At 63.1% G+C, this 15,792-nt stretch carries 14 protein-coding genes; 4 read left to right on the plus strand and 10 right to left on the minus strand.

The features are described 5' to 3' along the window. Window positions 1–23: 23 nt before the first annotated feature. The 9 genes from ACIQLF_RS01470 to ACIQLF_RS01510 form a co-directional block, all read right to left on the minus strand. A complete protein-coding gene (locus ACIQLF_RS01470) occupies window positions 24–1,820 on the minus strand; it encodes an ATP-binding protein (RefSeq protein WP_400293816.1) in 1,797 nt (598 codons plus the stop codon). A gap of 215 nt (window positions 1,821–2,035) precedes the next feature. Further along, window positions 2,036–2,698, minus strand: a complete 663-nt coding sequence (locus ACIQLF_RS01475; RefSeq protein ID WP_400293817.1) for a CoA transferase subunit B — start codon at window positions 2,696–2,698, stop codon at window positions 2,036–2,038. 53 nt (window positions 2,699–2,751) lie between these two features. Continuing rightward, entirely contained in the window at window positions 2,752–3,477 is a 726-nt protein-coding gene (locus ACIQLF_RS01480) for a CoA transferase subunit A (RefSeq protein WP_400293818.1), read from the minus strand. A gap of 178 nt (window positions 3,478–3,655) precedes the next feature. Continuing rightward, entirely contained in the window at window positions 3,656–4,069 is a 414-nt protein-coding gene (locus ACIQLF_RS01485; protein ID WP_400293819.1) for an SHOCT domain-containing protein, read from the minus strand. 175 nt (window positions 4,070–4,244) lie between these two features. Further along, window positions 4,245–5,063 carry an HpcH/HpaI aldolase/citrate lyase family protein gene (locus ACIQLF_RS01490; RefSeq protein WP_400293820.1) on the minus strand — a complete coding sequence of 273 codons (819 nt, stop codon included), beginning with the start codon at window positions 5,061–5,063 and terminating at the stop codon, window positions 4,245–4,247. After that, the gene (locus tag ACIQLF_RS01495; protein ID WP_400293821.1) at window positions 5,060–7,198 is read right to left on the minus strand and encodes an acetyl/propionyl/methylcrotonyl-CoA carboxylase subunit alpha; all 2,139 of its coding nucleotides are present in this window, start codon (window positions 7,196–7,198) and stop codon (window positions 5,060–5,062) included. Before ACIQLF_RS01495 ends, ACIQLF_RS01490 begins: the two co-directional genes overlap by 4 nt. A gap of 21 nt (window positions 7,199–7,219) precedes the next feature. Further along, window positions 7,220–8,821, minus strand: coding sequence for a carboxyl transferase domain-containing protein (locus ACIQLF_RS01500; RefSeq protein WP_400294995.1), 1,602 nt, complete (start codon window positions 8,819–8,821; stop codon window positions 7,220–7,222). Window positions 8,822–8,862: 41 nt separating this feature from the next. Continuing rightward, window positions 8,863–9,513 carry a TetR/AcrR family transcriptional regulator gene (locus ACIQLF_RS01505; protein ID WP_400293822.1) on the minus strand — a complete coding sequence of 217 codons (651 nt, stop codon included), beginning with the start codon at window positions 9,511–9,513 and terminating at the stop codon, window positions 8,863–8,865. A gap of 375 nt (window positions 9,514–9,888) precedes the next feature. Next, entirely contained in the window at window positions 9,889–10,608 is a 720-nt protein-coding gene (locus tag ACIQLF_RS01510) for a FadR/GntR family transcriptional regulator (protein WP_400293823.1), read from the minus strand. A gap of 108 nt (window positions 10,609–10,716) precedes the next feature. Here ACIQLF_RS01510 and ACIQLF_RS01515 point away from each other — a divergent pair, with 108 nt between their 5' ends. The 4 genes from ACIQLF_RS01515 to ACIQLF_RS01530 all read left to right on the plus strand — a co-directional run bounded on the left by ACIQLF_RS01515 (window position 10,717) and on the right by ACIQLF_RS01530 (window position 14,898). Further along, complete coding sequence (locus ACIQLF_RS01515; protein WP_400293824.1) at window positions 10,717–11,982, plus strand: Nramp family divalent metal transporter; 1,266 nt, start codon at window positions 10,717–10,719, stop codon at window positions 11,980–11,982. Between the two features lie 86 nt (window positions 11,983–12,068). After that, the gene (locus ACIQLF_RS01520; RefSeq protein ID WP_400294998.1) at window positions 12,069–13,835 is read left to right on the plus strand and encodes a gamma-glutamyltransferase family protein; all 1,767 of its coding nucleotides are present in this window, start codon (window positions 12,069–12,071) and stop codon (window positions 13,833–13,835) included. Further along, window positions 13,832–14,578, plus strand: coding sequence for a YoaK family protein (locus ACIQLF_RS01525; protein ID WP_400293825.1), 747 nt, complete (start codon window positions 13,832–13,834; stop codon window positions 14,576–14,578). The genes ACIQLF_RS01520 and ACIQLF_RS01525 overlap by 4 nt, the downstream gene beginning before the upstream one ends. 167 nt (window positions 14,579–14,745) lie before the next feature. Continuing rightward, window positions 14,746–14,898 carry a hypothetical protein gene (locus ACIQLF_RS01530; RefSeq protein WP_400293826.1) on the plus strand — a complete coding sequence of 51 codons (153 nt, stop codon included), beginning with the start codon at window positions 14,746–14,748 and terminating at the stop codon, window positions 14,896–14,898. Between the two features lie 96 nt (window positions 14,899–14,994). On the opposite strand, the gene ACIQLF_RS01535 is transcribed toward ACIQLF_RS01530, so the two are convergent. Further along, complete coding sequence (locus ACIQLF_RS01535; protein WP_400293827.1) at window positions 14,995–15,771, minus strand: aspartate/glutamate racemase family protein; 777 nt, start codon at window positions 15,769–15,771, stop codon at window positions 14,995–14,997. Between the last annotated feature and the right edge of the window lie 21 nt (window positions 15,772–15,792).

Below are 15,792 nucleotides of genomic sequence, written 5' to 3' on the forward strand. Positions count from 1 at the left end.
ATCTTCCTGCAAGTTCTTGCGCTCTAGGAACCTGCACGGCTGTAGGTCGTCACCTTGTGCCCCTGCCCGCCTTCGCGGACGACGATTCCCGAGGTCAGCAGCGGGGAGAGCGCGTAGCGGATCTGGTTTGCGGTGAGTCCGGTCTTCGCGGAAATGTCCGCGACCTCCACCGGAACGGAGCCCAGTTCCCGCAGGATCGCCGCTGCGTTCTTCGAGGTCTTCATCGGCTCGGGGGAGCGAAGCGCGGGTGCCGCCTGCGAAGCCGAGATATCGTGTCCAACCTGCGAGCCGGCGTACAAACCGGTCGTGGGGGAGCTATCGACAGGACTTGCCGCAACCTCGACGGCTGCCGGAACCAACGCCGGGGTGATGGCAAACGAGGCGCCCTTGCCGGTTGCGACGGCAAGACCAGCGTGGACCAGTCCCTGCAGCGAAGAGACGGCCTCGGCGGCGTCGAAGAACCCGAACTCGTCTTGGACCAGTTCGCTGTTCCACGACCGGCCGTGGTGCATCGAGACGAGCAGTTGCTTCTGGATTTCCGAAAGCCCTGCCGCGGCTGGCAACTCTCCCAGCCATTGGCGGTCCGCGGCGGTGAGCGGCGTGCCGCGCGGAATCGACGCGGTGAACCTGACGCCGTTGTCGTTGAACCCCGGGCGGCGCAGCCCGGCATCCCTGAGTGCCAACCGGACCTCGCGCAGGCCTCCACCCTCGCCCTCGACCACACGGTGCGAAGACGCAGTGCGCGTCATCTTGCAGATCTCGTACAGGAACTCGTTGACCGAGGACTTGGCGCCGGGCCATCCCAGCTGGTCCTGGCTCAGGCCCCAGAGGCCGCCGGGGCTTGAAACCACCAGCTGGTCGCCGGTCAACCGGATCTGGACGTTCTTGCCGGTGGTGTGCGGCCCCAGGTCGCGGTGGACCAGGGCGTTGGCTATGAGCTCGCGTACGGCAACCATGGGCATTTCGGTTTCGTCCTGTCCGTGCCCGTTGGAGCCGAAACGGACCTCGGTGCGGGTGTTCCGCTGGACCCATTCGACCGCCCGGTCCAGCAGCTCGGGCAGCGGTCCGTCGAACTCGACGCGGTCGAGGTTGCGGACCTCGCCTCGGGTGGCGGGTTCGGCGACTGCGGTGATGGAGAGGTGCGGTTCGAACTGCTGCGGGTAGCGGCCCAGCGCGTACAGCCCCGCCAAGGTCAACCTGTCGCCCTGGGGTTCGATCACGCGTTTGAAGCGAAGCACTTCCTCGTCTGAGACCTCGCTCAGGCGGCGCGACGTGGAACGCGCAACGGCGATGAAGTGGTCGCGCAGCTGGGAATCCAGGTCCGCCATCGACGTCTCGTCGACAGGACGGGTGTCGTGCCGGGGGCGTGCTCCGGCGGCCAAGAGCTGCTGGACTTCCTGTTCCGACATCCGGTACTGGCCATCGGACTGGCGGAGGTAAGCGAGGTTCCCTTGGACGGTGCGGCAGGGCCGCGCCTCCGGAGCAACTCCGGCGACCTTGGCAATGACGACGGTTTCGCCATCGAGGACCACGCGCTCAAAGGCGACCTGGACCTCGGGCACCACTGCGGTGTGGGCCTGCGATGCAACAAGGGCTTCAAGGGCGCCGGGGTCTTCGATCCCCGTCGCGGTGAACCCGTTGGCGGCATCCAGCCCGAGGACGATGTTGCCGCCTCCGGGCATGTTGCCGAAGGCGCTGAGCGTCTCCTTGAGGTCGGGGCATCCCTTGGAAGCTCCCCTGACTTCAACATCGGTGAAGTCTCCGGCGTTCGAGCGAAGTCGTGCCAAGAGGAGGTGAATACTTTCGGGAGTCCATGCCATGCCCCCAGCTTAGGCAGTAATGTCTAAACATTCAATATGTTGGTAACAACCTTCAAAGTTAGACGTGTGCCACATTCCGTATGTGTACATGCAGGTCAGTATGGATTTAAAGTGTTGAACAATCCGAAACGCTCGCTGTTCATCTGTCGTTCAAGTGGATGTTTCAAACATTAATGTTTGAAACATCCATACTTCGTTCGATGTTTGCGAAGAAATTAATGTTTGGATGCGGCGTCCGAGACGGCGAACTCGGCTTCGGTTTTCTCACGCAGCTCCTCGACCGTGACACCGGGTGCCATGCGCGTCAGGACGAGCCCTGGCCCGGTTCCCAAATCGGTGATATCGAAGACCGCGAGGTCGCTGATGATCTTGTTGACCACCCTGACGCCCGTCAGCGGCAGATTGCATTCGGTGAGGATCTTCGGACTGCCGTCCTTGGCCACGTGCTCGGTCAGTACGATCACGTGCGGCGTTCCCGCCACCAGGTCCATGGCACCGCCCATGCCCTTGACCATCTTGCCGGGAATGGTCCAGTTGGCCAGGTCACCGGCTCCGGAAACCTGCATGGCCCCGAGGACGGCGACCTTCACGTGGCCGCCGCGGATCATGCCGAAGGACGTGGCCGAATCGAAGACGCTGGCCCCGGGCAGCATGGTGACGGTCTGCTTGCCGGCGTTGATCAGGTCCGCGTCCTCCTCGCCCTCGTAGGGGAACGGGCCCATGCCCAGCAGCCCGTTTTCGCTTTGCAGCACCACGCGCACGCCCTCGGGCACGTGGTTGGCGACCAGCGTGGGGATGCCGATGCCCAGGTTGACGTAGTCCCCGTCGTTCAGTTCCATGGCCGCGATCGACGCCATCTCGTCCCTGCTCCAGCTCATGGGGAACGCTCCTTCTTTCCGTGATTGCTTGCTCGAAGTTGCTTGTCGTGAAATCAGTTGGCTGCGGGGCGGGGGCGGACGGTGCGTTGTTCGATGTCCTTGACCTTGTCGATGGCCTGCACCAGCCGCTGCACGTAGACGCCCGGGGTGATGACGTGGTTGGGGTCGATGCCGCCAAGGGGGACGATGACCTCCGCCTCCGCGATGGTGACCTTCCCGGCGGTGGCGACGACCGGGTTGAAGTTCCGCGCGGTGTGCCGGTAAACCAGGTTTCCGTCGGTGTCGGAGGTGTGGGCGTGGACCAGGGCCAGGTCCGCGACGATGCCGCGCTCGCGCACATAGAGTTCGCCGTCGAATTCCTCGAGGGGCTTGCCCTCGGCGACCAGGGTGCCCACTCCGGTCTTGGTGTAGAAAGCAGGGATGCCGGCGCCCCCGGCGCGGAGCCGTTCGGCGAGGGTGCCCTGCGGGACGAACTCGACCTCGAGCTCGCCGGAGAGATACTGCGCAGCGAAGGCCTTGTTTTCGCCCACGTAGGAGGCCAGCACCTTGCGGACCTGGCCGGAGTCGATGAGCACCCCGAGTCCCTTGCCGTCGACACCCATGTTGTTGGAGACGATGGTCAGGTCCCGGACCCCGGAGTCCCGGACCGCGTTGATCAGGTCGACGGGAATGCCGCTGAGCCCGAAGCCGCCGACGGCGATGGTGATGCCGTCGGCCAGGACGTCAGCCAGGGCTTCGGTCGCGTTGCCGTGGACTTTTCCGTGTGGTGACGGTTGCATGTGCACTTCCTCGGAGTTCTCTCGCTGGGTGGTTGGGGGCCGGGACGGGGCCGTCGACATGGCCGGTGTCCGAGGGGATCTTGGCGTGCCCCGTGGTGCCGGCCGGTAACCGAAAACGGCACAGGGACCGACTTCACGGAGCCGGTCCCTGTGCCAGGGTGATCCCTGGTGCCGGCAGTTACTGCTGCGGCACGGATGCGGAGGACGTGCCCAAAGCGCGAGCCTTCAGGTGCTCGTACTCCTCGGCGGTGATGGCACCGGATTCGTGGAGTGCCTTGGCCTTGGCGATCTCGTCGCTGGGGCTCACCTGCGCCACGGTGCGGATGTAGTCCTCGGCCGCGCGGGTGGATTCCTCGATGTTCTTCCGGCTGCGTTCCGCCATGCCCTTGCCGCGGACGATCAGGTAAATGAGGGCGGTGGGGAGCGAGACGAAGATCAAGGCGATGAACCACAGGGCCTTCAACCCGCCGCTCAGCTCGCGGTCCCGGAAAAGGTCCGTGATGATGCTGAAAAGCGCGATCAGGTACGCGATGAAAATGAAGGCCGAAACGAAGAACCAAATGATGTTCCAAAATGATGCCCAAAAATCCATGGGTGACCTCCTTGGGGTCTGCGGATCCCGTCCGGTGTGCCGACAACGGGGTCCTAGGTGCGCCACCGGTCGGTGACACCTTACATTCTTAGTGATCAGACGCTGCTTTACCAGAGTTGGGGAGCCCGGCGGCGGTTTTTCCCAGCCGAGCGGCGACTACGGGGCCGTTGCGGAATCATTGAACCTCCTTGCCGCTTCGCTCGAGCACCGCACGTGCATGGCGCAACAGCGGCTCGTCGACCATCTGGCCCTCGAATGCGAAGACGCCGCCGTTCCGGGCGGCTGCGTCCAGCATCCTTTCGGCTCGTTCCACCTGATCCGGGGTGGGGGCAAAGCCCTGGCGGATGACGGGCATCTGCCCGGGGTGGATCGAGGCCTTGGCTCCGAATCCGGAGGCTTGGGCGTCGAGCGACTCGACCAGCAGGCCCGCGTGGTCCCCGATGTCCAGGTACACCGAGTCGATGGCCGCTTTGCCGTGTGCCCCGGCGGTGAGCAGCACCTGCGAACGGGCGTGGAGCGCCACATCCCTGTAGGCGCCCGACTCAGTACGCGAGGACGAGCCGCCCAGCGAGGCGATCAGGTCCTCGGCGCCCCACATCAGCGCCACGACGTTCGGGGCCGCGGCAATCTGTGGGGAGTTGAGCACCCCGAGGGCGGTCTCGCACAGGGCCACGACCGAGTAGTCCCCAAGCGCGGCGGCATCCGCGGCCGATTCCGTCTTGGCCAGCATCACCGTCCGGTATTGCGTGGAGCCGAGCGCCGCCAGGTCCGCCGCGAAGTCGGTGCTGCCGACGGGGTTGACGCGCACGATGATGCGTTCCGGATCCTGGGGGTGTCCGATGAGCGCCGCCCGTGCCGCCTCACGGTTACCGGGGGCCACCGCATCCTCGAGGTCGATGATCACGGCGTCGGCGCGTTCGAGCGCCTTCGCATAGCGGTCGGGCCGGTCCGCGGGGCAGAAGAGGATGGCGGGCCCCATGGTGAATGCGGTCATGACGGCATCCTCGCTTCCTCCGGGTTGTTGGAGTTGTTGGAGGCATCCAGCGACTCTGGGGAGTCAAGTTCGCCATCGTTGCTGGCGGCGTTGTTGGTGATGGTGGCGACGACCTGATGGGCCTTGACGAGGTCACCCACCCTCAGTCGTCCGATCCGCACGGTCCCGTCCCCGGGGGAGCGCATGGGGTGTTCCATCTTCATGGCCTCGATGGTCACCAACACGTCACCCTCCTGCACCTGTTGTCCGTCGACGACACCCACGGCGATGACGGTGCCTGGCATGGGGGATTTTACGTCGGGTGACTTGTCTCCCGGTTTGAGCTGCAGGCTCGACAGCTCCCTGCCCAGCTCCTCTTCGCGGCCGATCACCCGCAGGCAGGACACCCAGCCGTCCCGGCTGAGCCACAGGGTGGAGTCTTCCCCGAATGCCGCGGCAAAGTGTTGCCTGATCCCGTCGACGGCACAGTCGTTGGTGCCGAGCGTCGTGAACTCGAACGACTCGCCCCCGACCAGGAACGTGCGGCTATTCTCTCCGGGGGTGGACTGGAGCACCCGCAGTTCCCCGTCGACCTCGAGCACGCTCCGGGTGCGCGCGGGGCCGCCGAGCCGCCACGAATCACGCGCCCGCCAAGTGCCGCCCGTGCCCGGTTGCCGGTTCAGGGCCAGCCCGGCAGCGAACACCAGCTCCGCATCGCCGAGCGCATGGAACTCCATGCCGGGCATCTTGCGCTCGATCAGCGTGGTGTCCAGTCTTCCCGCACGAACATCGGGATCGTTCAGCAGCAACCGCAGGTACTCGATATTGGTCAGCACGCCCAGGACAACCGTTTGCGCCAGCGCGCGGTCCAACCGCCCCAGCGCCTCGCCCCGGTCCGAACCCCAGGCGATGACCTTGGCCAGCATGGGGTCGTAGTGCGGGGAGACGGTAAAGCCCTCCAAGAGGCAGGAGTCCACCCGCACGTGCTGACCCGCGGGTTCCTCCACCCGCAGCAGGGTGCCGGTCGAGGGCATGAAGTCGCGGGCCGGGTCCTCCGCATACACACGGGCCTCGATCGCGTGGCCAGACAGCGTGACATCCTCCTGGGTGAAGCCCAGCGGCTGGCCCGCGGCGATCCTCACCTGCGCCTCGACCAGGTCGATCCGCCCGCCGCGGATGCGCACCACCTCCTCGGTGACCGGGTGCTCCACCTGCAGCCGGGTGTTCATCTCCATGAAGAAGAACTCGCCGGGTGCCTCGTCGGAAACCAGGAACTCGACGGTCCCGGCGCCCACGTAGTTCACCGACTCCGCGGCGGCCACGGCCGCGGCACCGAGCTCGGCGCGGATGCGCCCGCCGTCCGCCTGGTGTTCAAGCAGCGGGGAGGGGGCCTCCTCGATGACCTTCTGGTGCCGGCGCTGCAGGGAGCATTCGCGCTCGCCGAGGTGCACGGTGTTGCCGTGCGTGTCGGCGAGGATCTGCACCTCGATGTGCCGCGGGCTGCGCACCAGCCGTTCCAGGAAGAGCGTGTCGTCGCCGAAGGAGTTCAGTGCCGTCCGCCGGGCGCTGGCCAGCGCCGCCGGCAGCTCGTCGGGGGATTCCACCGCCACCATGCCCTTGCCGCCGCCCCCGGCGGAGGGCTTGATCAGCACCGGGAACCCGATCTCCGCGGCTGCGTCGATGAGTTCCTCGTCGCTGAGCTCGGGTTCGGCGATGCCCGGGGTCACCGGGACGTCGTGGGCGGAGACGTGGTTCTTGGAACGGATCTTGTCGCCCATGAGCAGCAGCGCGTCGATGCCCGGCCCGATGAAAACGATGCCCGCGTTCTTCAGGGCCCGCGCAAACTCGATGTTCTCGGAGAGGAAACCGTATCCGGGGTGCACGGCCTGCGCGCCGCTGCGCCGGCAGGCCTCGATGACCGCCTCGGTGTCCAGGTAGCTTTCGGCGGCGGGGGACGCCCCCACCCGGACGGCGACGTCGGCCTCGCGCACGTGCAGGGCCCCGGCATCGGCATCGGAATAGATCGCCACGGAGCGGATGCCCATGCGCTTGAGCGTGCGGATCACGCGCACGGCGATCTCCCCGCGGTTGGCGACCAGCACGGTGTCAAAGAGCTTGGTGTCAAAGAGCGCGTTGTCAGAGGGATTGGTGGTCATGTTCCTGGCGATCATGGTGCATCACATCCTGAAGAGGCCGAAGGAGGTATCGGGCAGCGGCTGGGTGGCGCAGACGTCCAGCGCCATGCCCAGGACCCGCCGGGTGTCCAGCGGGTCGATGACCCCGTCGTCCCAGAGCCGGGCGGTGGAGTAGTAGGGGTTTCCCTGGTCCTCGTACTGTTGCTTGAGCGGTTCCTTGAAGGCGGCCTCGTCCTCGGCGCTCCACGTGGAACCGGCCGCCTCGAGCTGGTCCCGCTTGACAGTCGCAAGCACCGAGGACGCCTGCGCCCCGCCCATCACGGAGATCCGCGCTGCCGGCCACATCCACAGGAAGCGCGGCGAATAGGCCCGCCCGCACATCGAGTAGTTGCCGGCCCCGAAGGACCCGCCGATGATGACGGTCAGCTTGGGGACGCGTGCCGTGGCAACCGCGGTGACCATCTTGGCGCCGTGCTTGGCGATGCCGCCGGCCTCGTAGTCGCGGCCCACCATGAAGCCGGAGAGGTTCTGCAGGAACACCAGCGGAATGCCGCGCTGGTCGCAGAGCTCGATGAAGTGTGCGCCCTTGAGCGCGGACTCGGAGAACAGCACCCCGTTGTTGGCGACGATTCCCACGCGGTGCCCGTGGATGCGCGCGAACCCGGTGACCAGCGTGGTGCCGTAGTTGGCCTTGAACTCGTGGAATTCGCTGCCGTCGACGATCCGCGCGATGACCTCGCGGACGTCGTAGGAGGCGTTCACGTCGGTGGGCACCGTGCCGTAGATCTGGTCCGGGTCCTCGACCGGTGCTGCAACCTCCGGGATGACGTCCCAGACCGGTTCGGGGGTGGGCGGCAGCGTCTGGATGATGTCGCGGACGATGCGGATCGCGTGGGCGTCGTTCTCGGCCAGATGGTCGACGACTCCCGAGACGCTGGCGTGCAGCTCGCCGCCGCCGAGTTCCTCGGCCGTGACAATTTCGCCGATGGCGGCCTTCACCAGCGGCGGGCCGCCCAGGAAGATCGTGCCCTGGTTGCGGACGATCACCGTCTCGTCGCTCATCGCCGGGACGTAGGCGCCGCCCGCCGTGCAGGATCCCAGCACCGCGGCGATCTGCGGGATCTTGCGTGCCGACAGGTTGGCCTGGTTGTAGAAGATGCGCCCGAAGTGCTCGCGGTCCGGGAACACCTCGTCCTGCATGGGCAGGAAGGCGCCGCCCGAGTCGACGAGGTAGACGCAGGGCAACCCGTTTTCCAGCGCGATTTCCTGGGCGCGCAGGTGCTTCTTGACCGTCATGGGGAAGTAGGTTCCGCCCTTGACCGTGGGATCGTTGCACACGACCATGACGTAGCGGCCGTGGACCATGCCGATTCCGGTGATCATCCCGGCCCCGGGGGAGTCGCCGCCGTACATGTCTTCCGCGGCCAGCGGTGCAATCTCGAGGAACGGCGAACCCTCGTCCAGCAGGGCATCGACGCGGTCGCGGGGGAGCAGTTTGCCGCGGTCTACGTGGCGTTGCCGGGATTTCTCGGAGCCTCCCTGCGCCGCAGTGGCCAGACGTTGACGCAGTTCGGTGACCAGATCCTCCTGCTCGGCTGCGTTCTTGAGGAAGCCGGGATCCGCGGTATCGATGCTGCTGGTCAGTCGTTGCACATTTCCTCTTTTCTGGCGAGCGTTGGGGAAGACTAGGCGGGAATGCTCGTGGAGTTCGGCGTCGGTTCGCTGCCCAGCAATACCGGTTGGCGAATGTAGTCGGTGCCGTCGAACAAAGTGTGATCGGCGGACAGCATCTTGCAGGCCATGTTGACGAAGTTGTGTTGGACCTCGGTGAGGGTGAGGCGGCCGTCGGCCCGGTACCAATGGGCAACGCCGGTTCCCATTTCCATGAGGGCGAGCCGCGCCATGGTGGCGTCATCCACGGTGAAATCGCCGACCCGCAGTCCGCGTTCGACTACCAGCGCGAAGAGCGACTCGTACTCGTCGCGCAGGCCCTGCATGGCGTAGCGGTTTTCGGGTCCCAGCGCGCGCATTTCATACTCCGCAACGCGGGACGTGAGCGGGTTGGTGGCGGTAAAGCCGACATGCGAGGCAACGAGGGCAGTCAGCTGGATGGTGGGCTCGGCACTGATGCGCAGGGCGGCGGAACCTGCATCGATCATGGCTTCCAAGCATGAGCGCATGATGCTGGCCAGGAGGTCTTCCTTGCTGCCCGTGTAGTGGTAGATCGTGGCGGAGTTGATGCCGGCCGCAGCGCCCAACTCGCGGATCCCCGTTGCGGCGAACCCATGCGCGGCGAAGAGCAGCACCGCTGCCCGCTGCACCTTGCCTAGATCCATGGAACGTTCCCTCTGTTGGAGGACTAACACGCCTCCCAATCGATCGATTGGGTATCTGCTGTCAGTCAAGTCCAAGAACGCCGAAGTTGTCAATCATTTGATTGGTGGTTGAAGGCATCAACCACGACAAACTGTGTCTACGGGTGAGAACCTACCGTGAGGGTGTGATGGATTGAGAGCAAGGGTGGGGTTGGTCAGGTTCCGCCGAGCCGTGATTCGAAGTGAATCTCTCTGTATAGCCTGCCATCGATCGAATTTTTCATGGCCGGCGGGACAGCTAGGAGATACCGGTGTTACGGCTCGCGGACAATCGGGATGACGAGACGGTCCTTGTTGGAATGCCATTCATTCGTCGGCTCCGGAAAATGGGAAGTCTTAGTTGCTTTCGGGAGACTGATCGGCCTTGGGGGCAATTAGCTCCTGGATGCCAGAAATATGTTCCCTCATGGCGTTTTCCGCCAGGGCAGGCTGGCCGGCGCGGAGCGCATCGACAATCTGCCAATGTCCATGCAAGGAAGCTTCTTTTCGCTTGCCGCCCTGAAACCCAAGGCGACGGGAGGCTCCCGCCCAGTCGCCGACGATGCGGATGAGGTCCGACAGCAATGGATTGCGGGCGATGTCGGAAAGGGCCACATGAAATGTCTGGTCCAACTCAAGCAACTTCATGGAGCTTGTTTCTTTCTCCGACTCCGCCAGTATCTGCTCCAACTTGCGGATGTCGGCCGCGGTTGCCTTGGTTGCAGCCAAACGGGCCACTGCAGGCTCAATGGTCAACCGCATTTCCATGACCTGCGAGAAATCCTGCTGCGCTGCCGTAAAGGCCTCACTGAGCTGCTCGAACTGCGACTCGGTCGGGGTTTCCAACACTATGGTTCCGCGTCCGGGGCGACGACTAAGCAACCCCTTGATCTCCAGCTCCAAGAGGGCTTCCCGCAAGGTGGCACGCGAAACGCCCAGCGTGGCCGCGAGTTCTCGTTCCGGCGGAATCTTTTCACCCTGTGGCAGTTCCCCACGCACGATCATCAGCTCGAGTTCAGCAGCCAAGTTCCCACCGAGAGAGTTCCATTTTTGGTTGATTGACGACCAATTGACCATGTTGCGTTCCTTCCTCGAATGTTGACCTTGCTAAGTACAGTGTACGCATGGCATATTGGTCAGACCAGCAGACCAGTATGGCCTGCGTCACCAAAGGAGAGTGTTGGCATGCAGACGAAAACCAGTCCAGATCAACTGGGGAAGCCTCAAGGGTCTCGGTTGCAAAGAATTGTCAATGTAGCTGGCCCCGGGCTGATTGTTGCCGCGGCCGGAGTTGGCGCGGGCGACCTGATTGCATCATTGAACTCCGGTGCCAGCTATGGATTGGCGCTTGCCTGGGCCGTGGTTGTAGGCTGCTTCATTAAGTTCATAGTCACCGAGTGCATTGGGCGCTGGTCGCTGGCGACGGGGATTAGCCCCTTGCGAGGCTTCCACAAGCTGAACAAGGCATTCACTACTTACTTTGGGATCTACTCGGTAATTCTGGGATTCTTCTACGGCGCTGCCATTGCGGGCGCGCTGGGGCTGACGATCAACGCCATGTTCCCGAGCGTCGACGTGAAGCTGGGCGCGGTTGTCGCCGTTCTCCTCGGCATGGCGATCTTGTGGATCGGCAAGTATGCATCCTTTGAGAAGATCATGGCGTTCTTCGTTGCCGTCATGTTTATCTCCATTGTCGGCGCTGCGGTACTGACACGCCCCGACATGGGCATCCTGGCGGGAGGGCTGACTCCCAGGGTTCCCGACGGAGGAACCTTCTATGTCCTGGGCATCATGGGTGGCGTAGGCATGTCCATTGGACTCCTGTCTTACGGATACTGGCTGCGGGACCGCGGTTGGACGGGCCCGGGATGGATTGGTTCCATGCGATTGGACCTGGTTATCGGGTACGGCATGACCTTCATCTTCATGCTTGCGATGATGATCGTCGGAGCGGCGTTCCTGCAAAATGGCGGTACTGGGGTCAGCGGACTGTCAGATTTGAAGCAGCTGGCGGAACCGTTTGGTGAACAGTTCGGTGAGCCGGCGAAGTGGCTGTTGCTTATCGGCATGTTCTCGGCCGTTTTCAGCTCACTGATCGGTGGATACAACGCACTGGCAAATGTCTTCAACGACATCGTCAACATTTTCCGAGGCACGACCCATGAGCGAGATGAGAATGCGGCTCGCTCGATTCCGTTCCGCGCCTACATCGTGTGGATGTGCATCCCTCCGCTGTCGATGCTGTTCCTGGACAAGCCGGTGACGCTCGTGCTCATTTACGCCGCGATGGGTGCGTTGCTTATGCCCGTGCTGATCGGTGGCTTGCTTTGGTTGATGAACTCCAAGGGCTTGGACAAGAAACACCGCAACGGTATCGCCATGAACACATCATTGGTTCTCGGGCTCGTTATGTTCGTCGCCTTGGCGGCAAACGAGCTGTCTTCACTCTAGTTTTATTGAATTTGTATGTTATTTCTTCGAAAAGGTGTTACTAAGTGAACTTCACTACTCGCCCTGAACTGGCCGGTACCTTTGGCATGGTGTCGTCGACCCATTGGTTGGCGTCGCAAGTAGGCATGGGAATACTTGAGCGCGGCGGAAATGCGTTCGACGCTGCAACTGCTTCTGGATTTGCCCTTCAAGTAGTTGAGCCGCACCAGAACGGCCCCGGCGGAGATCTCCCGCTGATCTTTGCCAAGGCAGGTGAGCGCAAGCCGGTCGTGCTTTGCGCTCAAGGGCCGGCTCCTGCCGGAGCCACCCTCGAGGCCTTTGCGGAGCTGGACATCGACATGGTGCCCGGGACGGGGCTTCTGGCAGCCGCGATACCGGGCGCCACACTGGGGTGGCTGACATTCCTGAAAGACCACGGAACATTCAGCCTCAAAGAGGTATTGGACGCCGCGATCGGATACGCGAAAAACGGATACCCGGCGACTTCCAAGGTCGTGGAGTACATCGGACGCATGGCGCCGCTTTTCACGACGCATTGGGGCCCATCGGCCGAGGTATACCTGCCGAACGGGGAAGTGCCGACCGTTGGGCAGCTCCTGACCAATCCCGCGCTGGCGCAGACCTACCAGCGGCTGGTCGATGTTGAATCCGCGGCGCTTGGCAGCGGTGCCACGCGAGATGCGGCTCTTGAAGCCGTGATCGATGAATGGACTTGTGGATTCGTAGCAGAGGCCATCGACGGGTTTGCAAAGACTTCGTGGAGGGACTCGACGGGAGAAGACCACCGAGGTTTCATCACCAAGGACGACATCGGGAAATGGCGACCACACTACGAGGCCCCGGTTACCGCCGATTTCGGCGGTGTCACGGTCTGCAAGGTCGGCTTCTGGAGCCAGGGTCCCGTTTTCCTGCAGCAGTTGTCATTGCTGGAGGGTCTGGATGTTGTTCCCGGCACGGCCGACGGGATTCACAAGATCCTGGAAGCAACGAAGCTTGCCTTTGCGGACAGGGACGCCTGGTACGGGGACGTTCCAGACGTTCCCGCTGCGGCGCTCCTTTCTGCGAACTATGCCGACGAGCGTCGGGCACTCATTGGCGAAAACGCATCCCACGAAATTCGCCCGGGCTCGCCCGATGGCCGGGAGCCGCGGATGCCTCGTCTCGAGACGAAAGCCGACTTCGATCCAACCGGCCTGAGCGGCGTGGGTGAACCGAACGCAGTGGCCGCCGCCTTGGATTCCGGTCCGAAGGCAAACGGCGAGGCACGTACGGATACCGTCCATGTTGACGTGGTCGACCGGTGGGGAAACATGGTTTCGGCCATGCCCAGCGGGGGATGGCTGCACTCGTCTCCGGTGATTCCGGAACTCGGGTTCCCACTGGGAACCAGGTTGCAAATGGCCTGGCTCGAAGAAGACCTCCCCAACGTGTTGGCTCCTGGCAAGCGACCTCGAACGACGCTTTCCCCGACGCTGATTCTCAAGGACGGTGAACCGACCATGGCCTTCGGGTCTCCGGGCGGAGACCAACAGGACCAGTGGCAACTTCACTTCTTGCTGAACTATCTCCTGGGCGGCATGAACCTCCAAGAGGCCATCGATGCTCCGGCATTCCACAGCACGCACTTCCCGAGTTCCTTCTTCCCGCATGAGCACCAACTAGGCGTGGTTCTCATCGAGGAAAGGATCGGCGAGACGGTCATTGAAGCGCTTCAGTCGCGTGGCCATATTGTCGGGAAGGCAGGCAGCTGGGAGATCGGCCGCATGTGTGCGGTGTCGCGAGACCCCAAGACCGGCGTGCTCAAGGCAGCCGCCAATGCGCGGGGCATGCAGGGATACGCGGTCGGACGATGACTTCAATTGTTGGTGAGGAAACGAAAACAGACCCTTCGAATCGACTCCGAAAAAGTCGCCCGCGCATATCGGAGGCAAAGCTACTCACCTGGCTGATGCTGGCCATGACGTTCTCGACCGGAATTATCGATGCCGTCGGTTACCTGGGGCTGGATCGAGTGTTTACCGGCAACATGACCGGAAACGTCGTGATCCTGGGAATGGCTTTGTCCGGGACCACGGACTTGCCCGTGCTTGGTCCTGCCATGGCGCTGGTTCTCTATTTCTTGGGCGCTGTTGTTGGTGGCCGGCTGTTGCGGGGGCATCGCGAAGGTTGGACGTCTGCAACTACGACAATTTTCGGCCTAGTGTCGGCGATGCTGCTGGCCTGTGCCATCTTCACGATGGTGGTCCCACTGAGGGCAATCCCGCATTCGGCCGTTGCCCTGGCAGCCGTTCTGGGGTTCGTCATGGGCGCCCAAGCCGCTGCTGCCCGGCAGGTCAAAATCGCTGATGTCACAACGGTAGTGGTGACCTCGACGATCACCGGCTTGGCCGCAGACTCATGGTTCGGAGCCAGGCTAAAACAAGATTGGGTGAAGCGCCTGACGGCCGTTCTGCTCATCTTGCTCGGAGCTTTGTGCGGAGCCTTCCTGCTTCCATATGGAATGTGGATTCCGATCTTGGCTTCGGCCTGTTTGTCGATCGCTGTGACCTTTATTGGCGAGAAGCGAAGAAGGGCTGAGAGAAGCATGGCCGTCTGAGCACTGCAACGCTCGAGGATGAACTTGATCAACTAGCGGGGGATTTCTACCGGCTTGTTGAACGTCGTCGTCTGGTACCCGGCGGTCATCGCCTGCGGGTACCAGACGACGACGCGCGAACTCCGCTCGACTTTCAGGAAACCGGCGCTGAATCAGAACGAAGACCCATGCGCGACTACCCGGCGACGGTTGCGGAGATGCAGGTCAACTTGGTGCGATTGACGAGCGCCGGTGCGGCCCGGGAGGGTATCCCGGCGCGCGGCGAGGAAACCCATGACTTTACCCAGGATGCGTCGAGGGAGGGCAAGCTCGTCGAGTAGGCCTTGACGCCAACAGCAGGGGAGTCAGCGGCGCTGACTCCCCTGCTGTTTACTGCGTCGTCGGTGCTGACAACAGCTTTGAGAGTTCCCAGCTTCTCAGGGCGAAAGTAGGCGGCCCCAGCGGCGATCCAGCAGTGGAGCCTCGGCCAAAAGCAGGGAATGCCAGAGGGTGACGGCCACCGAATCCAGCACGGGGATTCCGAACTGTTCCTCGAGCCGGCTGACCGCCGGAGCACCATAGAGGTTCGTGCACAGGTAGATCAAGGCGTCGGGTTTCTGCAGGAGCAGCTCTTGCGAATACGGCACAAGCTGTTCGGCATCCAGCCGAGCGAACGATTCGTTGTCGCTCAGGGAATAGTGGCGCTCACCCCGCACCGAAATCCCCGATGCGGCATAGCTTTGGGTGATCCGTTCGTTGACATCCTTTGTGTAAGGGGTCAGCAGCCCGATGGATGACAAATTGAATCTTTCAAATGCTTCGAAGTAGGCCAGCGTGCTGGTGGTTGCCGGTATCCCGGTATTCCGGGTGATGACATCGGTGATCCGGCGGTCGTGGTCCGCGCCGAGCCAAGATCCGCTGGTTCCGTTCCACGCAATGACATCGACCTGCGCCGTGGCCAAGAGCTCGGCGGCTCGCGCCATGGAGTCGGCGTCAAATTGATTGTTGGACGCGGAATCCAGGGCGATTCTTGTCACAGGTATCCGGGTGCTGTGCATCGTGACATCTTCACGATCGCCCAGCATTCGGTAACTCTGTGGCTCGAGGCAAGTGTTTGAGGACGGAACGATCATGCCCAACCGAATGGGGCGGGTCGAGGCCGGACCACTGACCCGGGTTGCCTGTGATGCTGCTTGGGGTGTGTATGTACTCATGATTCCCCTTCTGATTTGAGG

This window comes from Paeniglutamicibacter sp. NPDC091659 (assembly GCF_044756805.1).
Classification (GTDB): domain Bacteria; phylum Actinomycetota; class Actinomycetes; order Actinomycetales; family Micrococcaceae; genus Paeniglutamicibacter.